The 20,319-nt window shown below is 33.9% G+C and carries 35 protein-coding genes; 31 read left to right on the top strand and 4 right to left on the bottom strand.

Features of this window, described 5'->3' with window-relative positions; translation table 11 throughout:
- Window positions 1–209: 209 nt before the first annotated feature.
- Complete coding sequence (locus NSQ62_RS08170; RefSeq protein WP_341323439.1) at window positions 210–794, top strand: hypothetical protein; 585 nt, start codon at window positions 210–212, stop codon at window positions 792–794.
- Window positions 795–1,069: 275 nt separating this feature from the next.
- Window positions 1,070–1,621: a M23 family metallopeptidase gene (locus NSQ62_RS08165; RefSeq protein WP_341323438.1), complete on the top strand. Its 552-nt coding sequence runs from the start codon at window positions 1,070–1,072 to the stop codon at window positions 1,619–1,621.
- On the opposite strand, the gene NSQ62_RS08160 is transcribed toward NSQ62_RS08165, so the two are convergent.
- Entirely contained in the window at window positions 1,618–1,788 is a 171-nt protein-coding gene (locus tag NSQ62_RS08160; protein WP_341323437.1) for a hypothetical protein, read from the bottom strand. The genes NSQ62_RS08165 and NSQ62_RS08160 overlap by 4 nt on opposite strands.
- A gap of 76 nt (window positions 1,789–1,864) precedes the next feature.
- On the opposite strand from NSQ62_RS08160, the gene NSQ62_RS08155 reads away from it, so the two are divergent.
- Genes NSQ62_RS08155 through NSQ62_RS08140 form a run of 4 tightly spaced genes read left to right on the top strand, consistent with a single transcriptional unit; the run spans window position 1,865 to window position 6,043 of the window.
- Complete coding sequence (locus NSQ62_RS08155) at window positions 1,865–2,077, top strand: hypothetical protein (protein WP_341323436.1); 213 nt, start codon at window positions 1,865–1,867, stop codon at window positions 2,075–2,077.
- On the top strand, window positions 2,031–2,669 hold the full coding sequence (locus tag NSQ62_RS08150) for a hypothetical protein (protein ID WP_341323435.1): 639 nt from the start codon (window positions 2,031–2,033) through the stop codon (window positions 2,667–2,669). The genes NSQ62_RS08155 and NSQ62_RS08150 overlap by 47 nt, the downstream gene beginning before the upstream one ends.
- Window positions 2,564–3,730: a hypothetical protein gene (locus NSQ62_RS08145; RefSeq protein WP_341323905.1), complete on the top strand. Its 1,167-nt coding sequence runs from the start codon at window positions 2,564–2,566 to the stop codon at window positions 3,728–3,730. Before NSQ62_RS08150 ends, NSQ62_RS08145 begins: the two co-directional genes overlap by 106 nt.
- Window positions 3,731–3,748: 18 nt before the next feature.
- Complete coding sequence (locus NSQ62_RS08140) at window positions 3,749–6,043, top strand: FtsK/SpoIIIE domain-containing protein (RefSeq protein WP_341323434.1); 2,295 nt, start codon at window positions 3,749–3,751, stop codon at window positions 6,041–6,043.
- Window positions 6,044–6,324: 281 nt separating this feature from the next.
- On the opposite strand, the gene NSQ62_RS08135 is transcribed toward NSQ62_RS08140, so the two are convergent.
- Together NSQ62_RS08135 and NSQ62_RS08130 are read right to left on the bottom strand one after the other, a co-directional pair.
- Window positions 6,325–6,855, bottom strand: coding sequence for a hypothetical protein (locus tag NSQ62_RS08135; protein WP_341323433.1), 531 nt, complete (start codon window positions 6,853–6,855; stop codon window positions 6,325–6,327).
- 158 nt (window positions 6,856–7,013) lie between these two features.
- Complete coding sequence (locus tag NSQ62_RS08130) at window positions 7,014–7,268, bottom strand: hypothetical protein (protein ID WP_341323432.1); 255 nt, start codon at window positions 7,266–7,268, stop codon at window positions 7,014–7,016.
- 511 nt (window positions 7,269–7,779) lie between these two features.
- Between NSQ62_RS08130 and NSQ62_RS08125 the strand changes: the two genes are divergently transcribed.
- The 25 genes from NSQ62_RS08125 (at window position 7,780) to NSQ62_RS08005 (ending at window position 18,558) form a co-directional block, all read left to right on the top strand.
- Window positions 7,780–7,965, top strand: coding sequence for a hypothetical protein (locus tag NSQ62_RS08125; protein ID WP_341323431.1), 186 nt, complete (start codon window positions 7,780–7,782; stop codon window positions 7,963–7,965).
- Between the two features lie 78 nt (window positions 7,966–8,043).
- Entirely contained in the window at window positions 8,044–8,574 is a 531-nt protein-coding gene (locus tag NSQ62_RS08120) for an antirestriction protein ArdA (protein WP_341323430.1), read from the top strand.
- A gap of 21 nt (window positions 8,575–8,595) precedes the next feature.
- Complete coding sequence (locus tag NSQ62_RS08115; RefSeq protein WP_341323429.1) at window positions 8,596–8,772, top strand: hypothetical protein; 177 nt, start codon at window positions 8,596–8,598, stop codon at window positions 8,770–8,772.
- A 42-nt stretch (window positions 8,773–8,814) separates the two neighbouring features.
- Window positions 8,815–9,297 (top strand): hypothetical protein, encoded by a 483-nt coding sequence (locus NSQ62_RS08110; protein ID WP_341323428.1) that lies wholly within the window; start codon window positions 8,815–8,817, stop codon window positions 9,295–9,297.
- 298 nt (window positions 9,298–9,595) lie between these two features.
- Complete coding sequence (locus NSQ62_RS08105; protein WP_341323427.1) at window positions 9,596–10,159, top strand: hypothetical protein; 564 nt, start codon at window positions 9,596–9,598, stop codon at window positions 10,157–10,159.
- A 1-nt stretch (window position 10,160) separates the two neighbouring features.
- Window positions 10,161–10,589, top strand: a complete 429-nt coding sequence (locus NSQ62_RS08100) for a hypothetical protein (protein WP_341323426.1) — start codon at window positions 10,161–10,163, stop codon at window positions 10,587–10,589.
- A gap of 87 nt (window positions 10,590–10,676) precedes the next feature.
- A complete protein-coding gene (locus NSQ62_RS08095) occupies window positions 10,677–11,096 on the top strand; it encodes a hypothetical protein (protein ID WP_341323425.1) in 420 nt (139 codons plus the stop codon).
- Window position 11,097: 1 nt separating this feature from the next.
- On the top strand, window positions 11,098–12,249 hold the full coding sequence (gene dnaN / locus NSQ62_RS08090) for a DNA polymerase III subunit beta (RefSeq protein ID WP_341323424.1): 1,152 nt from the start codon (window positions 11,098–11,100) through the stop codon (window positions 12,247–12,249).
- Window positions 12,250–12,288: 39 nt separating this feature from the next.
- Window positions 12,289–12,465: a hypothetical protein gene (locus tag NSQ62_RS08085; RefSeq protein WP_341323423.1), complete on the top strand. Its 177-nt coding sequence runs from the start codon at window positions 12,289–12,291 to the stop codon at window positions 12,463–12,465.
- A 159-nt stretch (window positions 12,466–12,624) separates the two neighbouring features.
- Entirely contained in the window at window positions 12,625–13,020 is a 396-nt protein-coding gene (locus NSQ62_RS08080; RefSeq protein ID WP_341323422.1) for a hypothetical protein, read from the top strand.
- Between the two features lie 17 nt (window positions 13,021–13,037).
- A complete protein-coding gene (locus NSQ62_RS08075; protein WP_341323421.1) occupies window positions 13,038–13,310 on the top strand; it encodes a hypothetical protein in 273 nt (90 codons plus the stop codon).
- Window positions 13,310–13,537, top strand: a complete 228-nt coding sequence (locus tag NSQ62_RS08070; RefSeq protein ID WP_341323420.1) for a hypothetical protein — start codon at window positions 13,310–13,312, stop codon at window positions 13,535–13,537. The genes NSQ62_RS08075 and NSQ62_RS08070 overlap by 1 nt, the downstream gene beginning before the upstream one ends.
- The gene (locus NSQ62_RS08065) at window positions 13,530–13,682 is read left to right on the top strand and encodes a hypothetical protein (protein WP_341323419.1); all 153 of its coding nucleotides are present in this window, start codon (window positions 13,530–13,532) and stop codon (window positions 13,680–13,682) included. The genes NSQ62_RS08070 and NSQ62_RS08065 overlap by 8 nt, the downstream gene beginning before the upstream one ends.
- A gap of 297 nt (window positions 13,683–13,979) precedes the next feature.
- On the top strand, window positions 13,980–14,159 hold the full coding sequence (locus NSQ62_RS08060; RefSeq protein ID WP_341323418.1) for a hypothetical protein: 180 nt from the start codon (window positions 13,980–13,982) through the stop codon (window positions 14,157–14,159).
- Window positions 14,160–14,330, top strand: a complete 171-nt coding sequence (locus tag NSQ62_RS08055) for a hypothetical protein (protein WP_341323417.1) — start codon at window positions 14,160–14,162, stop codon at window positions 14,328–14,330.
- The gene (locus tag NSQ62_RS08050; RefSeq protein ID WP_341323416.1) at window positions 14,330–14,746 is read left to right on the top strand and encodes a hypothetical protein; all 417 of its coding nucleotides are present in this window, start codon (window positions 14,330–14,332) and stop codon (window positions 14,744–14,746) included. Before NSQ62_RS08055 ends, NSQ62_RS08050 begins: the two co-directional genes overlap by 1 nt.
- 119 nt (window positions 14,747–14,865) lie before the next feature.
- Window positions 14,866–15,096 carry a hypothetical protein gene (locus tag NSQ62_RS08045; RefSeq protein WP_341323415.1) on the top strand — a complete coding sequence of 77 codons (231 nt, stop codon included), beginning with the start codon at window positions 14,866–14,868 and terminating at the stop codon, window positions 15,094–15,096.
- A gap of 33 nt (window positions 15,097–15,129) precedes the next feature.
- Window positions 15,130–15,351, top strand: a complete 222-nt coding sequence (locus tag NSQ62_RS08040) for a hypothetical protein (RefSeq protein ID WP_341323414.1) — start codon at window positions 15,130–15,132, stop codon at window positions 15,349–15,351.
- Window positions 15,348–15,701, top strand: a complete 354-nt coding sequence (locus tag NSQ62_RS08035; protein WP_341323413.1) for a hypothetical protein — start codon at window positions 15,348–15,350, stop codon at window positions 15,699–15,701. The genes NSQ62_RS08040 and NSQ62_RS08035 overlap by 4 nt, the downstream gene beginning before the upstream one ends.
- Window positions 15,702–16,045: 344 nt before the next feature.
- The gene (locus tag NSQ62_RS08030) at window positions 16,046–16,381 is read left to right on the top strand and encodes a hypothetical protein (RefSeq protein ID WP_341323412.1); all 336 of its coding nucleotides are present in this window, start codon (window positions 16,046–16,048) and stop codon (window positions 16,379–16,381) included.
- A 201-nt stretch (window positions 16,382–16,582) separates the two neighbouring features.
- Entirely contained in the window at window positions 16,583–16,780 is a 198-nt protein-coding gene (locus NSQ62_RS08025) for a hypothetical protein (RefSeq protein WP_341323411.1), read from the top strand.
- 125 nt (window positions 16,781–16,905) lie between these two features.
- Window positions 16,906–17,364 (top strand): JAB domain-containing protein, encoded by a 459-nt coding sequence (locus tag NSQ62_RS08020; RefSeq protein WP_341323410.1) that lies wholly within the window; start codon window positions 16,906–16,908, stop codon window positions 17,362–17,364.
- Window positions 17,365–17,398: 34 nt separating this feature from the next.
- Window positions 17,399–17,683 (top strand): hypothetical protein, encoded by a 285-nt coding sequence (locus tag NSQ62_RS08015; RefSeq protein WP_341323409.1) that lies wholly within the window; start codon window positions 17,399–17,401, stop codon window positions 17,681–17,683.
- Window positions 17,684–17,907: 224 nt separating this feature from the next.
- Window positions 17,908–18,147, top strand: a complete 240-nt coding sequence (locus NSQ62_RS08010; protein WP_341323408.1) for a hypothetical protein — start codon at window positions 17,908–17,910, stop codon at window positions 18,145–18,147.
- A gap of 15 nt (window positions 18,148–18,162) precedes the next feature.
- Entirely contained in the window at window positions 18,163–18,558 is a 396-nt protein-coding gene (locus NSQ62_RS08005) for a hypothetical protein (RefSeq protein WP_341323407.1), read from the top strand.
- A 913-nt stretch (window positions 18,559–19,471) separates the two neighbouring features.
- Here NSQ62_RS08005 and NSQ62_RS08000 read toward each other — a convergent pair.
- A complete protein-coding gene (locus NSQ62_RS08000) occupies window positions 19,472–20,239 on the bottom strand; it encodes a hypothetical protein (RefSeq protein WP_341323406.1) in 768 nt (255 codons plus the stop codon).
- Window positions 20,240–20,319: the final 80 nt, after the last annotated feature.

Raw genomic sequence — 20,319 nt, 5'->3', positions numbered from 1 at the left:
TGTTTTTTTTACAATTTCTGCAATTTGTTTTTTTTCAGCATCCGTAAATTTTGCCACTGTAAGCACATCCTTTCTACCTACAAAAAGAATGTTCAATTTCCCAAAACTTTATACGCATATTATCGAATGCTGTCGAATAGATTGAATCAGCTAAGTCAGTCACTTACTTAGAGAATCGACAAATCAAATTTACAGGAGAGTGAAATCTGATGAAACATAAAGAAGTGCAGCCATTCATTAAAATGAGGAGCAAAAATGTAATTTACAAAATGAGCTATGTCACTAATCGAAGTGTAAAGCAGATATGTAGAGATTTATGCTTACACGCTTTAAAGAATAAGGGTGAATTAGCAGAGGAATTATCACCTTATATAAAGTGGAGTATACGAATTGAAAAGAATGTATATTTCCCTAATAATGAACCAATCGGATATTATCCTTTGTCTGGTAACAACCTTGAGCGAGTGAATGTAAAGATTGATTTAACTTCATTTGAATTTGTAAGAGCGTTGGCTTTTTCACTTGCTTGGAGTCCAGCAAAACTAATTGCTTATTGTATTGAACGTTCCATGAGTGATTTTGATTTTTTAAGCCAATACATTTCCGAGTATCTTGAAGTGAGTATGGGTCAAAATCAGAAGGTCAAAATAAATGAAATCATGAAGGAAATTAATGAAATTCTTAATAAGGAACAGCTTTCTATTTCAGCACTTTTAATTGGAATAGTGGACGAATTGAAGCCATCCGATCAAAACCTCAATGAAGCATTATTCGAACTGGTAGAAAAATGGTAAATCAGATTTTTAATATTCCCGTCATTATTCCCTCATTATTCCCAAAACGCATTATTCCCATTATTCCCACGGGAACAATGAAAAAACCCCCTATTTTACGGTGTTTTGGTATATGTGTTTTTAAGGGAATAAAGGAATAATGAAATTGAAAATCAACCGAAAATGACATATAAATGATGTCAGAAAAGGGTATCATTTTTAAACGAAAATCAATTGATTTTTAAATTTGTTCTTCGCAAGTTTGTTTCGGAAATGAAAGGAAGGGTGAAAATATTATGTACCCAATCACTTCACGGTTCAATAGCCACGAACATTTTCGAAAAGCGCCACATAAAGGTTATGATTTTGCAATGGAGAAAGGAACGCAACTGAAAGCGGTTGTAGATGGGGAAATTCAAATAATTGATTATGGAAATTCGATGTCTGGAAAAACAGTCATTATTAAAGGAACTGACGGGCTTACTTATATGTACGGTCATCTATCTGAATTCAAAGTAAAGGTTGGGGATTTCGTTAAACAAGGCGACTTGTTAGGATTATCTGGAAATAGCGGCAACGTATATGGCAGCAACGGAGGTTTTCACTTAGATTTTCGCATAAGAAATGAGCAAGGCCAATTTATTGATCCTGCTCCTTACGTTGAATTTATCCAAAACATGAACAATCCACAATACATGAATTCGCTGCTTGCTGACACAATCCAGAAAGGCTATGAAATTAACCTAGAAAACGTCATGCAGCAATTTTCTGACGGTTTATCCAACATCAACATATTTGATGAAATTAAATTAAATACAATTTCAATGCTACTTCGATTTTTATTTTAATCGATGACTCGATACTCATACAAGACTTCCAGAATTAAATGCAACTCTTTCTTTGTAATATCAACGCCCTTTTTACGTTTAATCGTATCAAGCACAAGTTCATCCACATTTTCAAGTTGTCGTTCCCATCGCGGTATTGGTGAATCATTAAGTATGCCTAAAAACATTTGCAGTCAACCTCCGTCCTTACGAGTTAGTTGTATTGTGACCAAAAAAAATTAAATTATACAAAGGAGATGTTAAATGTTAGGTTCGATTATTGTTTTGGGTGGAGTAGGTTTAGTTTGTGCTTCGGGTATTGCAGTATCATCTGCTTTTAGATTTTTTCATACGTATGAGTTTGATTTAACTAGCAAACTAAACGGTTCAAAAAAGAATGAAGCTAAAAGAGAAATTGGAGGCGTTGAACATGGTTCACACATGTCAAATTTACAAAGAAAAACTAACAGACAATAATCCTTTCAGTTTTCATAGTTTAAAGGACAATTACACTACCTCAACTTTCAAGTGTTCTTCAATCGATCCGATTCGGAAATTTGATAACCATTTAGAAGGAATGGTTTTTTTAGTGGAGACTTTAAAAACGGAGGTGATGGATGGAACACCGAAACAACAAAGAAACAATCTAAAGCAATTGAAAAGGTTATTAGTAAAGTTTGCATCATTACTTATTCCGATTGGAATAGGGTCGGGCTTAGGGATGATTATAATGTCTCCACATACGGTAGCAGCAAGCAGCCTAATGACATTGAAACCAACTACTACCACAACTCCACAAATAACCCCTTCTTCCATAATGGATTGGGGATTGCAGATAGCATTGATAGTAGTATCGCTTGGAGTAGCATTAGCGATAAGCCTATTTGCAATCGCGGGCATTTATCGAATGATAACTCGAAACAGAAAAGAAACAGTCGAATGGAATACAGATATTTTGAAAGGATTAACTCAAGTATTAGTCAGCATTCCGCTAATTTACGCGCTGTTCCAACTAGCCCAATTTGTATTCAAAAATTTGCCTTTTTTAGACGGTCTTATGTCAAATTAGGCATTCCTTTTGCGGCAATAGCGACTTCATTTTTATTAGACATTCCCATCGCAAGTGCGGCAGGGTTTAGTTTAAATGATTTAAATCCTTTACAGCCCATTATAGACGAATGGGATTATGTTAAAAGTTTTTTTAAAAATCTCCCTCACAATATTGGTGCATGGTCGATTGAACTAATGGCGCAGTTATATGATTTATGTACATCATTAATATTAAAAACTCCTTTGTGGTTGTTTGATAACGATTGGTTTAAAAATACAACATATAAATTCAGCTTACTTTCAATTGGAATCGTATCGGTGCTAACATCTCTTGAAGGAATCAAACGAATGCTGCCTAAAAAAAATAAAAAACAACCTATGGAATTAAAAGAAATTGCAAAACGATGGTTTTTGGTTGCAGGAGCAATAACTGCTACGCCCTATCTCTTCCAAAAAGCATTTCAAGGATTGAATTGGCTATCTGAAACCTTAATCTCTTTGGGTGCAGACAACATGAGAAGTAACGCATTACCAGATAAAATCGTACCTTTAGATGTAGTAATTTTACTGGCATTTGATGCATTGTTAATCACGACAATAATCCCTGTGTTGTGGAAAAATGGGCGTAGATTTTTTGATTTATTAATTCTGGGTGCAACTACCCCATTTGCGTTAACTGCTTGGATTTTTGACTCCTATCGTGGCTTGCATAGACAATGGTGGGAAAGTTTAAAACACTTAGCGCTTGTTCAAGTGTTTCATGCTTTATATTTATTAGTGTTGGGATGGTTTATTTTTGGTGTACCTACACCAACCGATTTTTCTGGATTTGTTATTAAACTTTTAATCGTCATTGGTGGTTTCAGTAGATTACAATCCCCTCCTCGACTTATTCTTAAACATTTGGATAGCGGCAAAGGGCTAGACGAGGAAATAACGGATGGATATAAAAATACAATGAGAAAAACGAAGAAAAATTTTGAACTTGTAAAAGGTATGCTGACAAAAAATCCTAAGAAAATTTTTAATACACTTTCTAAATTCCCCTCCCCTAAGATAATAGAAGGTAAGGGTAAATAAAATGATAGGAGTGTTAAGGTGAAAAGTTTAAATTCTTGTAATTTAACGAACTTATACACCAAAACAAATGTGATTAATATAAGTAATGATTTCAAGCAAATTATTGAGCAATCAAGAGATGGTGTTTTTGGCATTGAGGTAATGGCGAATAAAGGGGCAACTAATTTCACATTGGTTTCTCCTTCTTTTATTAAAAGAAATGGAAAATTGAAAAGTTCCAACCAGAATCAATTAATGGCAGTAGCTAGTGTATATGAAGGTTATTTATATGAGCCGTTCTTTTTACCGCTATGCACGGATTTTGATGGTGAATTGATTAAGAGGTTGCAATCGCTTGCTTTTATTTTGAACGATCATGAATCCATTTTCATACAATGGTTATTTAAAAAAGCATCTTATAACTGGCAAGACAAAGCAATTCAAATGTACTCAAGTTACATTTTAGGCAATGACCAACCGCTCACATCAAGCTTTGGCCGTAGGATTCAAGATAGAATGATACATTTAATGAGGAGATTTGGAACGTCCTCAGAAGTTAGAGACTATATAAATGAAGCAGAACAGAAGATTATTAGTGAAGGCTATTGTTTCAAACTAAATATTATTATAGATTCATCAACGGAAAGACGAAAACAAATAATCAGTAGTTTAGAAGGTTTGTTTAATCAGTATACTTATTTCAATGCTATTAAAATATCGAAGGTGAAAGGGAAAAATCTACAGCAACAAATAAATAATTGTGTTATGACTCCCGACACTAAATATCAAATACTATCCGTTCAAGAAATTTTATCTTTGTTTGGTGGAAATAATGGTTTTATAATTGAAGAAAAAATAATTGATACTTCTAATCAAAATGAATTTCAATTTGTGAAAAATGTAATTGAACTTTTACCAGATTACCCTTTGCAAAAAGTGTCATCGAGAGAAGGATTAACACACGCTGTCGAAGAAGCGCTGAAGCGAGTAGGAATAACTAATCAAGCAAGAGTATACAATGCAATCGTGACAACGGGTATTCGTTTAACAGTCCTGCAATTTGATATACCGAAAGATAAAAATTTAACAGATATAACGAAAAAACAAACAGACATTCGAGCAGCACTAGGCGTAACTAATTTAAGCATCGAACAAGGAGATGCAGCAGATACGGTCAGAATGTTAATTCCAAATGAGCAGCAAACTATTGTTGGTTTACGGGCATTGTTAGAAGTAGAACCTTTTAAAGAATTTAGTAAGAAAAATAAATTGTCGTTTGTTGTGGGTGTAAATGAAATAAATGAACCAATCAATTTATCGCTGGCAAAGTTACCACATTTATTAGTAACGGGTACAACTGGAAGTGGTAAATCCGTATTCATCAATCAAATGGCTATAACATTAATGCTTACTAATTCTCCAAAAGAGCTACAGATGATTATGATTGATCCAAAAATGGTGGAATTCCAACATTATGAAGACTTCCCTCATGTTCAAGAGCTAGTATCTGAAATGGATAGGGTTGAGGAATTGTTGGATGAATTGACAAAACAAATGGATAAAAGATACACCATTTTTAAAGATGTAGGTGTAAAAAATATCAGCTTGTACAATGACAAAGTGCAAAATAAAGAATTGAAAGATACTGAAATTATGCCCTATATTGTTTGCATCATTGACGAGTATGCAGATTTGAAAGACACCAATCCCGAAATTGAAAATTATGTTGCTCGTCTTACACAAAAATCAAGAGCAGCAGGCATTCATTTAGTTCTGTGTACTCAAAGACCATCATCAAATATAATTAGCGGTAAAATAAAAGCAAATGTGCCGAATGCAATTTCATTCAATTTAAGTAATTCAAATAATTATAAGACAGTTTTTGGCACTGGAATTCCCTACACCTTACTTGGCAATGGTGACGGTGTAATGAAAATTGAAGGATGGGGCAAAGAGTTTCAAAGATTTCAAAGTCCAATCCTCTCACCAGATGAAAAAATCGAGTTTCAAGTTTATCAAAGTTTAGCTAAATATTTAAATAAGCAATATGCATATTCTACTACATCGAAAGATGAAAAAACGGAAACTGTTTCAGAACAAAATGAAGGTGATAACGAAGATGAAAGCTTGTATAAATTAAAACAAATTATTGCTGATACTAAAGAAACTAGATCAACTGAATTAAGAAGATATATGGGTATTAAAAATTTAAAACTAACGGATTTGATGAAGAAATTAGTTGCAGAAGGATTTTTAGAAATTGGAAGAACGAAACAAGAGGGCTATAAAATTAATGAAGCAAAATTGAATGAGTGGATTTCAAAAAACCAATAGGCTACATGCTGTTGGTTTATTTTTTATTAATAGCTTTACTTTAGATCCCGTGAAAAATCGTAGCTCAAAAAACATGTTGCCGTTATAACCTATAATTTTCGCAGCTCAAAAAACATTTTGCCGTTATATACCTAGAAAATTTATATGCATTTTAGTTAATAAAAAACACGCTCTCAAAAACAAAAAACGGGACTTATACAGCCCCGAAACCTTTCTTACTTTTGGTTTTCTGATTTTTGAAATTTTGATTTTTGATTTTTTGATTTTTGATTTTTGACTTATTAAAGATAAATTTTCACGAAGTAGCTGTTTGGGTTTTCATCTAGCAATTCTCTGTGCAATTCCTTTAATCGGTACTTTAATTCGGCCACAATTGACATGACCTCGCTTCTATAAAACATGGCCGTTATAGCATGTTGTAAAGGTGTAATGTGATTTTCTAGTATCACATCGTCTCTTGTACCCATGTACAGCCCTTCTTCTAGCTTCACTCTCCATAATTGCACTAATTGATCGAATCGCTGCGTGTAAAGCTCATACGCTGCCTCATATGTTCCATTCTTTTTAATTTCCAGTAATTTTGATTTAGTTTTGTTTTTATAAGAAACTTTTACGCCTTTTGATTTTGCGATTTTTGCAATTTCAGTATGCAGCTTTAGTATTTCAGCTATATCCAATTTTGCTACTCGCTCATAATTCGCATAGCCTGTGTGGTCAGTGCTTACTTTGATAAGATTATTTGTAACAATTTCCTCATTCAATACGATTCTTTCTCGACTTGTGTACCCAATGTCATTTTTTAAAACTGTCAACTTGTTAGCCCCTTTTTTAATTTTTTAATCATAAAAAAACTATTGCCGTTATATGCACATTATATGCAAATACGACAATAGCTATACGGTTTAATGAAAATTTACTTATGTTATTTTAAAACAGAATTGTCGCTCCCCTTTCTAAAATCAACATTTTATCAATCATTTATTTTAAGAATTTCTATTACACGTTTTTCAATTACTTCTTGATTAGTAAAGAATGGAAATAGCACACCTTTAATAAATTTTTCATCTGACACAGTAGATCCCCAACCTCCAAAATTTTCTCCATGTGTTCCACCAATTTCAATTTTGTCCCCAAAGCTGATAACTAGCTCATTATTTAAATATACTTCTGCACTTCCTTGCGTAACAGAAGTGCGTTTTCTTTTTACTTCATAATTTAATTTCATTTTAAACCCTCCAATTTTAATTGATTTTTTGAAACTTTCCAACTGCAAAAACTGAAAACTGTTATTAAAATATTATACGCAAATCATTATTTCTTATTCAGTAAATTTATAAATTTATTTATATTAATTTGAAAAGCCACAGCTCTAAAAATAATTTGCCGTTATAACCTATAATTTTCGCAGCTCCCAAAATAATTTGCCGTTATAACCTAAAAAACGGTAGCTCTAAAAATAATTTGCCGTTATAAATATGTTTTTTTACCCCCTCTCCCCCACACACGCAGCGCCCAGAGAAACAGCCAGGACAGCAGCAACTTTCTTCAGGAGATAGCGAGGCCAGGCAGCACAAATTTTGATCAATCGTATTCGGCCATTTGAATGCAACCGTTAATAATCAAAGTATATCCAGCAATTCATAAATAAATTCTTAATTATTATTATTTATACACATGAGAACTGATTTATTCGGGTATATTGTATAGTATTAAATTTTTGAAAAGGAGGTTAAAAAATGGATAATTACGAATCAAAAGCATTGCAGTACGCCGAAAAGTACGGAATTATCGAGTATACAGTTAGAAACAATTTAATGACTTATATAGAAGTACTTGCAATAGAAGGAATTTACAAAGCTACTGTAAACTTAGATACAATGGAAGAAACACGATTCCTCATTAAAAAATCACGACATAAATAAATTTTTACGAACGCGTATATATATAAAAACAGATAACTATACTATTTGTAAATATTTTAAAATTGAAAGGAAGTTTGAATGACAAAACAATTATATTTAAAATGTTGGATTGGCAATTTAGGCAAATATAATGAAGGTGAGCTAGTTGGTGAATGGTTCGATATGCCGTGTGACATGAGTGAAGTTTCAAAAATTATCGGCTTAAATGATGAATATGAAGAGTACCAAATTAACGATTATGAAACAAATATCAACGGTTTAGAGGTAAACCATTATGACAGCGTAAAAGAATTAAACGAATTTATGGAGCGCGTTGACACATTAAGCGACTGGCAACAGCCTATTCTCGAAGCGTATATTTTTAATAATGATATTCGGGATGTTTTTAAAGACTTTGATTCAGTGCCCTTTGATGATGTACGTATTTATTACAATGTTGAAGATATGGAAGATGTGGCGCGAGAATATGCAGAGGAAACGGGCTTATTAAGTAGCATACCAGAGAATTTACGGAACTATTTTGATTTTGAAGCTTTTGGAAGAGATTTAAGTTATGACTCAACTTTTGTTTTTTTAGATAATGATGTATGTGTCGAGTTTTACCATTAAATAAAAGGAGCGTGAATTATTTTGTTTGAACAAGAAAAAGACCCAGAATTTGAATCATGTGAAATGTGTGAAACTCTAGTACCTTATGGCTTTAGCTTATGTGACGAATGTGATGAAAAAGTAAAATTTTTCAATGAAGTAACAGGCAATTATCACATGAAAGATGGCGAAATTATTGATACAACGAAAACCTTGTAATAATCAGTGACTACTAAAATAATGAATGGAGCGTGTTTTTTAATGGTTATGAAGTACACATTTTTAAAAGAACTACCGCAAAGCGTAGTAGAACTAGCACAGCGCAATCATGCTCGTATGGTAAAAGATACGGGCAAATACAAACCCCTTGAAGCAATGGCTCTTGTGCAAGACCTACCAAATAAGAAAATTGCAGACCTAGAAAATTTGCTTGATTGGAGCGTATATCATTATTTGCATGGTCTACAAAATGGAACGATTAATGTACCGCACTATATACATTATGACTTATTGGATGAAGATGGGGATTTTTACATTATGACGTTTGAAGAAATACGCGATTGGCTTTATGACTTTTGGGAAAGTAACCCGAACGAAGATGATGAAGAAGAGGAGCAAAAGGAAAATCTTGAGGAAATAGAAGCGATAATGTGCCCTTCTAGCTTAAACGATAGGCTAGGCGGTGTCGGCTACGCAATGGATGAAATCGAACTAGGAATGGAGAGTGCATTAGTAAATGATTGATTTAACAGAACTAAAACCGAGCGGTGCTACCATGCCCCGCTTTTTTTGTGTTCACCGTTATAATAAATTTCACCCACTCGAATAACACTAAGCCGTTATAAAAGGAAATGAAACAATTTTTGTTCCCCTCTTTTTGAGTTTTAAGTTTTTGATCAAATGATTTTTTCATTTGATTTTTGAATAGCTGCTGCTGTTTCGATAATGGTTTTTTCATTAACAAATTTTTAAAATACCGTATATGTCTTATTTAATTTGTATATATTAATTGTATCAATAAAATTTAAGGAGTGATTGATTCATGAAACAGGTTAACAAAACAAGTGAATTGCCTTTTTCTCATTTAGGCGGATATTTTAAAGGTTTAATTTATGAAGCATTGACTCGCTCAAATATTACATTGAAAGATTTAGCAGAATTTATTGACGTTGAAAACATTGCATTAAAAATTGACTACCACCCAGCACCACGCGAATGTACACAGTGCGGAAACGGAATGGCTGAAGGTTATTGTTTTCCAGAAGTGTTTGAATACTTTTGTAGCGATGAATGTTTACGTGAAAATGGAGTTAGTGAGAAAGAGATGGAGGAATATTATAATGATGATGTCGGCTATTGGACAGAATGGGTACATGAGGAGCTAGACCGAGAACAGCAGTACGATTTTAAAGAAATTGTGGTTTTAGATGCTACAACACGGAGCTTTAACTTTTTGAAATATCCAGAAGATGACGAAATGGTACTCAAATTTATAAATGCACAGCTTCATGAAAGCGAAGCTATTTCTCACATTGAAACGGAAAAAATTGTTTATCAAACGATAACAAAAGTAATCGTTAAAAAAGTTGAAAGCGAGACGGCATAGAATGGAAAAATTAAGTAAACGTTCTTTTGAATTAGATGATTTACAGGTTTCTTTAATTGGTGAAAGTTTCGATTTTTATATAGATAACCTTTTTGAAATATCAAGTACCTCAAAGTGTATACTTGAGGACAGTAAAGTCATTAAAATCGCGAACATGATAAATTTAAAAAAATTATTAATTGGTGAGCCAGTAGAAAAATTATACGTTCTTAATGATTTAAACGGTAATTCTACAGTGTGTATAGTTACATTAAAACAATCTCAAAATTGGCTAATTGATTATTGGCAAACGCATTTTAGTGATGAATATCGAGAAGAAGAATTACAACAAATTTATGAAACCATTGAAAATACAGCTTTTGAAGATTTAGCCGATATGTATATTCCACACGAATTCGACTTAGAAGAAATTTATTTTCAACATAAGTAAATTTTTAAAATTCCATCTTTCTCACGTATAGAAGGATGGGATTTTGTATATATTGCTATTAATAAATAATTTTAATGGAGGTTACGGATGAAAGAGCAATTGCAAGCAATTATTATCCACAAAAAAAAGGAGCTATTGCGAACTAACCCATTAATTGTGGATTATCCTGTTTTATCAGAAGAAATTAAAGATGCTGAATATGCGCTCGAAAACATTGACAATAACGATGCACTAGACAATGTGCGATTAAGTACTACAAGCCGTTCAATTTATGATTTGTTAAATGAACATTTTTTACGTTTGAATATGAGTAAAGCTGTTGAAATGTTGCAATTATCAATCGGTGAGCTTGATGATGCAATTAGTTTTATGGAGCTTTTTGATAAGGATTCTTTAGGTGATGAAAATCGTTTACAAAATAAACATGATGCAATGGAAAAAGCGAGTGCGTTCATTACAGAGTACGTTAAAAATAACGGCTTAAAGCCGACAAAAGGAGAACTTTAATATGGTAAATGGTTCATTAAAAAAAACAAGTAATGTTACGGTTATTACTCGTAAAAGTTTAGTCGAGGCATTAAAAAAATTGTCCCTAGCGATTGACGGTAAAATCCAAGTTCCAATTTATCAAACTGTAAAATTCGATGTTACAGAAAGCCAAACAACAATTACGGCAACTAACGGCGATACAATCGCAGTAACATCTTTTCAAAATAGCTACTTTACTGATAAAGCATCATTTATTTTTAGTTATAAGTATTTGAACGATTTTCTAAAAAAATCGAAAGCCGATTTGATTGAATTTGATACAGCACAAAAAGACAAGATTTCCATAAAAGCAGACACAATAAAATTTGAAGTGGTTGCTTCAGATGCAAGTGAATACCCTCTTATGCCGAATATTGAATTTGATTATTTAGAAATGGACGTTAACGATTTTAAAACCGTTATGAAAAATACAGTTTTCGCGTGTGCTACTTCAGAAAGTCGCCCCGTGTTGACAGGTGTTCATATTGATTACGATACACAAAAGCATTTACGCTTTGTTGCAACAGATTCTCACCGTTTAGCGCTTTATACTCTTAAAAATTATAAAAATCAAGAACGCGATCAATTAGCTTATCAAATTACAGTGCCCCACGCTTCACTTATTAAAATTTCTAAAATGATTAGCAAGGCAACAAAAACAGTAGTAATCGGTTTTAATCATAAATACACGTTAATCAAATTTGATGATATGGAATATTGGTTGCGTAATTTGGAAGGTAATTACCCAGATATTAGCCGATTAATCCCAGATAACTTTAAATCAACAATTAATCTTTATTCTGACGAATTACTCGAAGCTACTAGCACACTTTCAATTATTGCGAAACATGACCGTAACAACGTTATACGCTTTAACAGTACAGAAAATCAAACAACACTTAATTCAGACAGTCCCGAATTAGGAAAAATGACCGCTGAATTGTTAGTTAGCTCACGCACAGGCGAAGAAATTTTGTGTTCATTTAGTTCAAATTATTTTACGGATGCATTAAAAGCTTTAGATTGTAAAATCGTAACATTGAATTTTAATGGTTCAAAGCACCCCTTCACGCTTGTTAATCCATTAGATGATAAGGCGCTACATTTGATTTTACCAGTACGTACTTATTAAAAAAGGCGATTACCCATAAAATTTATATGAGGTGAAAACATGAAAAAGCCGTGGTACAAAAAAGTGTATGCATTATATAAAGGTGAAAACTATATATGTGATGGTACGATTCGGGAAATTGCACGGGAAACAGGTAAAAGCACCGACTTTTTAAGATGGATGACATATCCAGTTTACGCAAAGCGTAGTGAAGGTGGCAAGAACCGTTTTCGCTAGATGAATAAAAATTATAAAGACATGTGAAGCCCGCGATGCACTAGTTTTTACAGCTAGTGTTTTCGCTTTTGAATTTTAGATTTTGAATTTTAGATTTTGAATTTTGGTTTTTACTTTTTAAATTTTAGATTTTTAATAAAAAGAAAAGAGGTTTTATATATGAGCGTTATGCCCATTAGTGAAAAGCATTTCATCACGGTAGCAAATAGTATTTCTGAATTAAAATATTCTCATATGCCCCCTTTAGATTGGCATGAAATTGTTTCATTAGTCACGGCATGGTATGAAATGAACGAACATGCTTACAGTGAACGTTATAGAACGCACCCAGATATTTCATTGTCACCAAACTTTGATAAACATGCCTCAAATGAAAGTGTTGATGATGTGCAGCTATTGAAATTATTACAATGCATTTCCTATAACACAGTAGACGAAGTAAAGTCTAAAAAATGGATTGACGCTCGAAAAAAGTTAGACCGCATTATTGAAGCCGTTACAGATAAAATTATCCGTGAGCAAACAAATTATGAAATCGCTAGATGGGCAATTTGATGAAAGGTGGCATCTGAATGAAAAAAATGTTTAGAGCTGTTATTACGTTTAAGGTTAAAGATAGTCACCCCGATATTGAATACATTAAAAACCCAGATGAAACATTGTCACATGAAGATGTTTACACTATGAACACTGATTATTTTAACAATGAAGATGAAATGATAAATTACATTAAACATGACCTCTCTTTAGTTGCAAGCGGTGGCTATAGTTATAATTTAGAGCATATTAAAAATGTTGTCTTTGACATAAAGCGAATTGCTACTGATTCAAAAAGGAGCGTGTGATGAAAAAAGTCGCTGTTTATAAAATCGTGATAGGTGATGGAACGCTTGCAAATTTAGACGAACGCCTTTTAGATGGTCTTTATACGGATAGTTCCATAAGCAAGGAAATAGAGCGCATACGAGCCATTAATGGCAAAGAAAACAAATTAACACAAGATAAAAAAAGCGCATCAATGCATTACAATAAATTCCGATTTATCATTTTGGAGGCGAGAACAGATGGATAAAAAAGCGGTTATTGTCGTCATGAGCTTTGAGGTTGAAGTTGAAAATGCTAAAGACGAAAACGAATTACTAAGAGCTGTTAAACAGCAAATTGATAATAATGGATTGGACGTATCTTTAATTGACGATGTGCGTGATTGGTATTGAATTAAATTTCTTATTTTTCGAAAGAGCGTTATGACTTTTAAAAGTTGTAGCGTTTTTTCTTTGTTCCCGTTATGTATATGGCTTTTTTTCTTTGTTGCCGTTATATATATGTTTCATATCATTATTCCGCCCCCCTCACCTCTTTAATTTTGATTTTCTGAATTTTTGGCCGTGAACGCTGCCATCTTTGCCAGCTAAAAATCGATTGATCGTCAGGAAACTTAATTTTGATTTTGATGAATACATAAGTAAATTTTTGATTATATTGTTAGTATCAATTATTTGGAGGTTGATTTAGTGAGCGTATATACGGATAATGGATATGACAGCCGTAAGCACTATCTGGAATGTTTAGCAGAGGATTTTGGATTAAAGTTAAGTACAGTACACACAATTGCACTAGTATATGGTAGCAATGAAGATTTTGACGGTCTTGTAACTGCTTGTGAAGATGTTTCGGGCAGAGAAGGCTATTAAATGACAGTTAAAACGATTGACGGTGAAAAGTTTGTTGCATGTGTCGAGTGTGGTCATGACGTACATTTATACAGTATGTGGGCATCTGAATGCGTTTGTGGTGTTGAGTATAACGGGTTTGGGCAACAATTAGCATCACGTAAACAATGGGATATGGAGGAGGATTTTTAATGGTTGATAAGCGTGAATTAAAAACATTTGATGACAAGATGATTGTTGGAACGGTGGCAGTTGAGCATAAAGTTTCACAAGATGATATTAATACCGTAATTTGTGGATGGATTGAAAGTGGTTATTCGTGCCTTATAGCAAGTTCAGTCAAAAACGGCTTTAAAGATTCGGCAGAGTATGAAACGATGTTTTGGTCAGATTGGGCAACAGATAAAATTTTGAACGGTGATAGCCTTATTGTTAAAGATACAGAAGAAAATGAAACACATGAATTAACTTTAGAAAAATTAATTAATGGTATTAAATTGAATGCAACCGAGCGCTCACATGATGATTTTTTTAATGACAACCATGATGCGATAACATATGACTGTATCATGCAGTACGCAATTTTTGGAGAGTTGATATACGGATAATTACACGCATAACTACAGTTTAGCAACCGTTGATAATGGTTGCTTTTTTTATTTCACATGAATAAATTTTTACGAATTCGTGTATCCTATTCTTATAAAATCATTTAGGAGGTTTTACATTGACATTTTTCGGTTACATCTCAAAAGAAAAAGTTTCCTCACTTTTTAGTTATGAACTTGATTTACGGAAACAAGGTTGTCGCCCTTTTTATTTTGGAGTAAGTAACAACGGGAAAACATTTTATGCATTATATAACGCAGACAAAAAGCCTAAAGGATTAGGACGCAATAAAGTAGTAAATGAAGGTGAATTTTATAATATTCCGAATCCAATTAAACCGCACTTTTAAACGGCTTTATTAAATAAAATTAGGAGGTTTTTTATGACTTATTTAGAAAAGTTGACTGAAGGATTAAAACAGATAAAAAAACAAGGTGGTCAATGGTTTGATTTTATCGAAGATGAAGAAGGTTTTTTAATTTTTGATAATTATGAATTAGCAATGGACGCTTTAGAGTGGAATCCTTTTATTCATACAGAAAAACAGTTTGATGACCAGATGGAAAAATTATTTGATTCTCTAAAGGAGGTAAAAACAAATTGACTGTTAAAACAATACGCGTTTTATGGGATGGTTCAAACGCAATACGTAAAGATGTTTTCGCGGTTTGGTGTACAGATGATACATGCAGTAAAAGCTTTAAAAAATGGTGCAGTATGAACGTGGGTAAAGATGCAATTAAAAGTAGCGCATCTGATTTCATTAGTGAAGCACAAAAAGCCATTGAAATTATGAATATTGGAGTTGATTTTCTTGATGCCTATCTCTTTGACGAAATGTTATATATTGATGTGGAGACAAACGAAGCTAAAATTGCCAGTGTACTTTCATTTCGTAATAATACAAACTTATGGTTTGAGGAAATCACTTTCAACAATTTACAAAGCATGTGAAGCGCATAAGTTTTTTAAGTAGCTGTTTTTTTAGCTACTTTTTTTGTGGAGTCGTGCGGATTTTTTCAGTTTGCCGTTACATATAAAACAGCCCCGATTTTTTCACTTTGCCGTTACATATGCAATTCATTTTATTAGGATTCAAAAAAACGGATTTTAAAAAACGGATCGCGTGGATTTTTGAATAGTCGGCCGATAAAGCAGCATCTTTTTTTAGCATCTAGTCAGGCGTAATTTTACACAGCCAATCCAGCTACGACAAAAGTAAATTTTTATAAATAGGAATATTGAACGTTTTAGTAGCATATAATAATACGAATAACAATTTAGGGAGGCAAACATAAATGAGAACATGTGAACACTGCGAAACGTTTATGCTTACAGGATGGATTAATGAAGGAACTGAAGAGTACTTTTGCAGTACGGATTGCTTAGAGGTTTATTATCCAGACTACTTAAAACAGCTTACAGGACGCATTTACTATACGGATTGGAACAATGAAACGGAAGTTTATTTATTTGACGGTGTGCAGTACGTAAACCATGATGACGCAATGCATAGAGCCTATATTAATGGTTTTAATTATACTCATGTCGCTACTGTCAACTATAACCCTAGTGTATCATTGTATGAGCAAAATTTTGACGGTGAGCTAGTTGAGGTTAATATTGCGTCATGAAAAATCTCGAAAATTTTGATGTATTTTGTAGTCATTGTACAGGCGTTGAGCTAGAGCATCACATACACAAAGGTACTCACATACATGTATGCCCCGAGTGCCCAAACGTAACAATCGAGTACAGCCAGGCTTCAGATGTTGCAAATTTAGCGGAGTTTTTGGAGAGTCGCAAATAAATAAAATATTGGGAGGTTTTACAGTTTGGCAAAACGTAAATTTGTTTGGGATATTTTTATGGATAATGGTTATCTAAACATTAATTTAAACGGTGGATTAAACAGCGCTATACCGCTAACAAGTACAGGACTACAAAGTTTTAAAGAGGAGAAAAAAGCCGAGATTGAATTTTACCAGTCAATCGCTACTAGCAAAGTTAACGGCTTACACTTATTAGATTAATCGTTTCCGCTCCTAGTGAGCGGATTCTTTATTTCACACAACATGAGTAAATTTTTAAAATACGGAATAATTAAAGTTTTATGTGTATATCCTTTTAGTATCAAATCACATGGAGGTTTTTTTAAATGAAAAAAATTACTCGTTACTATGTTGAGCTTGTAAAGGATAAAACGGCGCTTTACGATTTAGAAAGTAAACGCATTCGTACACCACAGGACGGTTACAAAATCATTGAAGAGGTATTTTCATTATCATCTAAGCCAAACGAACATTTTGTAATGCTTTGCCTCAATACTAAGAATGAAGTTATTGGAGCGCATACGTTACACATTGGCACAATTAATATGTCAGTAGTCGGAGTGAGAGACGTATTTCAAAGCGCTTTACTAAACAATGCAAGCTCGATAATGTTGGGGCATAATCACCCGAGCCAAGATGTTACTGCCAGCCCCGAAGATTTAAAAATGACACAGCGGTTAACAGACGCAGGCAGATTAATGGGAGTACCAGTCATTGACCATGTAATTGTAGGAGAGAGCAACTTTACATCATTACGCGAACAATACAGCGATATGTTTGAGTAAGTACAACCGATAAAATCAAACGGAGGTTTTAAAAATGAAACGAAGCCAAGCGGTAAGAATTGTTGAGGAATATTTGTCTCGTAGCGGTGGCGGTGCATTGATTATTGACACAGCAGACAATACACTCGATTGGACAATGGACAGTAACGCTATTAATCACAGCTCTTATGTGGTGGTCGAGTCATACGACAGCAACAGCAAATGCGAGTGTGGAGAGTATTACAGCCAAAATTGTGAACCATGCGGAGACTACGCCAATTATTTATTAGACAGAGTTGAAAATGGATTTGTTGACGGTGGCATAGTTATAAGTGATTGACCGAGCGAGGGAAATTCCCCCGCTTTTTTTTATTGTACCGTCAATATGTATATTCGATTTTTTATAGTCGCCAAAACTCAATTTAAAAAAACGGATCGCGTAGATTTTTTTGATTTTTTGGGGAGAACTGCCAGCGTTCATATAAGTAAATTTTTATAATTTGAATAGGACTAGTGTCCAGCGTATATATTATTATGTAATCACATTTTGAAAGGATGGATTTTATGTTTTATGTTACGGCATCAGATGCTTTTTTTAGTGGATGGGGATTGGCACATGAAAAGACTAATAAGATTGTTGTAGAGGTTGAGACGTTCGAGGAGGCAACGCGAGTGCATAGCAAGTTAAAGGCACGACATGAGATGAAGTATGTAAAGATTGCCACAAAACGCCCAACGTACCCACACGACAAGTATTATGTATCGGTGTATGACCTAAGCAACAACCGCGTATGGTTGAGCTAGAGGAGGAGCAGAGAGATGACAAACGGTGGATTATACGGGTTAAGACCTTATAAGGGTAGAGCGTTCCAGTCAGGCTTAAAGGTGCAAGTGTACCGCAATTTACACAATGGATTATTAAGCGTTAGACAGCGTGGTCTAGTCATTGGACACATTAACAGCATCACACTATTAAAAGTAAAGTTTCATATTGACCTAAAAAAACATGCTAACGTGATTCAAACACAGTCTAAAAACGTTCACGCGGTCGCTAGTGGTTACGTATCGGCCGAGGGTATACCAGATAGCCAAGCGAGCCAAGTATACTACAATCCGTTCACAGCGCCCTATTTTAGACAATCAGACAATACAAGGATTGACACAGCGGTTAAACTGCACGTAAGAAGTAATGGATATATGGTAGCGGAGAGATAATCGAATGAATAACCTTCAAGCGGCTCACAGAGTCGTTTTTTTGCGTTCAAATGGCAAATCGATACTCTTATACCACTAGATATTAAAACAGCGTGAGAGGGCTTGTGTGAGCTTGTACAGGTTTGTAAGTAATGGAATTATATTACATTCAATTTTTTCGTTTTTACCTATTTTTTTATGGATTTTTTTACATGCTGCTTTACGCTGCTTTCTCTCCAATGACCATAAAAGTAGTGGTAAAATTTCGGTCACTCTTCAGCTTCAGGACAAAAAAAGTTACTCGCTGCGAAGCAAGTTCGGACAAATCGGATTCAGTATTGTAGGATTTTTTTAGGTTAAATTATCGGATATTGGACACGGTAAGGATATATATTTTCGCATCACCGCACGTTATATATCGAACAAATCGCCCTCTTTTTTCGCCAGTGGTGGTGGTCACTTCAAATTTTTCACGGTTATTTTTTGCCAAATGTTATGGCAGTTTGTAGCGTTAAAATTCATGCCACCTTCTTATAATGCTTATTATAACACCGTTTTAGGGGGCTTTTTCGGCAAAAATCGGATAATTTCAGAGGGTTTTCGAGGGTTTTTGGAGAGTTTTTTGGTCAAATAGGGGGGATATTTACAGATATTTGGCATTTTTTTTGAGTCGCAAATGTGTTTCCTAGTACACTCACACTCGCTCGTTTTTCATCTCGGCCTGTTCCCACTCTACCCCTACTCCCACAACGCTTTCCGCGTCCATTCATTTATTCATTATATTCGACTTATCCCCTAACAATTCCACTACAATATGCCTACAACCCTTGCTACCACTGGATTCATCCGAATTTTAATTGTTTCGCGCATTTCTCATTCATTTCGGTGCATGAATTATCCATTTTCGATTACCGCTATAATTTCCACCAATTAGCTACTTATACGTATACCCGTCTATAACTTCTCCGTTTTTCCCAATAGTAAACTGCATCACTAAATTTCCATTTTCACGGTAATACCAAATTTCTTTCGACTTCACTCGATCTTCTGGCATAAAACCACCAGTAGCAGCTTCAATTTCAGACGGAAAGCCAAAAGCATTAGTCACACTCTCCTTTGATCTCCCTATGTATGCTTTAGTATCTTTAGTCATAGCAGCAGCTTGTTGCAATAAACGGTTAATTTCTGATATTGTTTCTTTACTTCGTTGTACAGCATCGGGAACTACTTCTTCAATTGCTTGCTTTGTTTCTAAGCTTAATTGTTCCATTTTAACGCCTTCATATAAATTCACATAATCACTTAGTACGTCATCTCTAAAATTCCCAAAATATTGCGCTTCCGTTATTGAATCGTACTGAATAAAGAACAAACCATATATGATTTCATCGTATAAAGCCCTATATTCATCTTTTAAATCTGAATCTAAAAGTAGGCTTTCTGTAACTTCAATTTCTTTTTTAGAGTAGTCTTCTAATGCTGTTTTATATCTGTTTCCTTTCATTGATTTTTTAATTAAGTTTATTTGTTCAATGGTTTCGTTTTTCTCCTCTTCCATGACTGCGGCATTATATGCTTCTTGCTTTGCTAACTGTTTTCTTTCTACTTCATTAGCGTAAATAACCCCAATAACTGTAACCGCAACACAAGCAATTATCCCGATTATTGACCAGATTGTAGTTTTATCCAATTTTTTTTTCAATATCTCTCACTCGCTAACACTATTTTTATTATATCAGTATAACAGGTATAAGGAAAAAAATACAAAAAAATACAAATAAG

This window comes from Solibacillus sp. FSL H8-0523 (assembly GCF_038051985.1).
In the GTDB taxonomy this organism is placed as follows: domain Bacteria; phylum Bacillota; class Bacilli; order Bacillales_A; family Planococcaceae; genus Solibacillus.
This window is presented reverse-complemented; position numbering and strand designations above follow the sequence as displayed.

What these genes read in the sequence shown, in the direction of transcription:
- NSQ62_RS08100 (WP_341323426.1), top strand. Translation starts at nt 10,161, where the DNA reads ATGGAAAAATTAAGTAAACGTTCTTTTGAATTAGATGATTTACAGGTT.
- NSQ62_RS08040 (WP_341323414.1), top strand. Translation starts at nt 15,130, where the DNA reads ATGACTTATTTAGAAAAGTTGACTGAAGGATTAAAACAGATAAAAAAA.
- NSQ62_RS08065 (WP_341323419.1), top strand. Translation starts at nt 13,530, where the DNA reads ATGGATAAAAAAGCGGTTATTGTCGTCATGAGCTTTGAGGTTGAAGTT.
- NSQ62_RS08005 (WP_341323407.1), top strand. Translation starts at nt 18,163, where the DNA reads ATGACAAACGGTGGATTATACGGGTTAAGACCTTATAAGGGTAGAGCG.
- NSQ62_RS08020 (WP_341323410.1), top strand. Translation starts at nt 16,906, where the DNA reads ATGAAAAAAATTACTCGTTACTATGTTGAGCTTGTAAAGGATAAAACG.
- NSQ62_RS08165 (WP_341323438.1), top strand. Translation starts at nt 1,070, where the DNA reads ATGTACCCAATCACTTCACGGTTCAATAGCCACGAACATTTTCGAAAA.
- NSQ62_RS08170 (WP_341323439.1), top strand. Translation starts at nt 210, where the DNA reads ATGAAACATAAAGAAGTGCAGCCATTCATTAAAATGAGGAGCAAAAAT.
- NSQ62_RS08015 (WP_341323409.1), top strand. Translation starts at nt 17,399, where the DNA reads ATGAAACGAAGCCAAGCGGTAAGAATTGTTGAGGAATATTTGTCTCGT.
- NSQ62_RS08105 (WP_341323427.1), top strand. Translation starts at nt 9,596, where the DNA reads ATGAAACAGGTTAACAAAACAAGTGAATTGCCTTTTTCTCATTTAGGC.
- dnaN (WP_341323424.1), top strand. Translation starts at nt 11,098, where the DNA reads ATGGTAAATGGTTCATTAAAAAAAACAAGTAATGTTACGGTTATTACT.
- NSQ62_RS08085 (WP_341323423.1), top strand. Translation starts at nt 12,289, where the DNA reads ATGAAAAAGCCGTGGTACAAAAAAGTGTATGCATTATATAAAGGTGAA.
- NSQ62_RS08110 (WP_341323428.1), top strand. Translation starts at nt 8,815, where the DNA reads ATGGTTATGAAGTACACATTTTTAAAAGAACTACCGCAAAGCGTAGTA.
- NSQ62_RS08120 (WP_341323430.1), top strand. Translation starts at nt 8,044, where the DNA reads ATGACAAAACAATTATATTTAAAATGTTGGATTGGCAATTTAGGCAAA.
- NSQ62_RS08030 (WP_341323412.1), top strand. Translation starts at nt 16,046, where the DNA reads ATGAGAACATGTGAACACTGCGAAACGTTTATGCTTACAGGATGGATT.
- NSQ62_RS08160 (WP_341323437.1), bottom strand. Translation starts at nt 1,788, where the DNA reads ATGTTTTTAGGCATACTTAATGATTCACCAATACCGCGATGGGAACGA.
- NSQ62_RS08075 (WP_341323421.1), top strand. Translation starts at nt 13,038, where the DNA reads ATGAAAAAAATGTTTAGAGCTGTTATTACGTTTAAGGTTAAAGATAGT.
- NSQ62_RS08150 (WP_341323435.1), top strand. Translation starts at nt 2,031, where the DNA reads ATGGTTCACACATGTCAAATTTACAAAGAAAAACTAACAGACAATAAT.
- NSQ62_RS08055 (WP_341323417.1), top strand. Translation starts at nt 14,160, where the DNA reads ATGACAGTTAAAACGATTGACGGTGAAAAGTTTGTTGCATGTGTCGAG.
- NSQ62_RS08070 (WP_341323420.1), top strand. Translation starts at nt 13,310, where the DNA reads ATGAAAAAAGTCGCTGTTTATAAAATCGTGATAGGTGATGGAACGCTT.
- NSQ62_RS08010 (WP_341323408.1), top strand. Translation starts at nt 17,908, where the DNA reads ATGTTTTATGTTACGGCATCAGATGCTTTTTTTAGTGGATGGGGATTG.
- NSQ62_RS08130 (WP_341323432.1), bottom strand. Translation starts at nt 7,268, where the DNA reads ATGAAATTAAATTATGAAGTAAAAAGAAAACGCACTTCTGTTACGCAA.
- NSQ62_RS08050 (WP_341323416.1), top strand. Translation starts at nt 14,330, where the DNA reads ATGGTTGATAAGCGTGAATTAAAAACATTTGATGACAAGATGATTGTT.
- NSQ62_RS08095 (WP_341323425.1), top strand. Translation starts at nt 10,677, where the DNA reads ATGAAAGAGCAATTGCAAGCAATTATTATCCACAAAAAAAAGGAGCTA.
- NSQ62_RS08080 (WP_341323422.1), top strand. Translation starts at nt 12,625, where the DNA reads ATGAGCGTTATGCCCATTAGTGAAAAGCATTTCATCACGGTAGCAAAT.
- NSQ62_RS08125 (WP_341323431.1), top strand. Translation starts at nt 7,780, where the DNA reads ATGGATAATTACGAATCAAAAGCATTGCAGTACGCCGAAAAGTACGGA.
- NSQ62_RS08155 (WP_341323436.1), top strand. Translation starts at nt 1,865, where the DNA reads ATGTTAGGTTCGATTATTGTTTTGGGTGGAGTAGGTTTAGTTTGTGCT.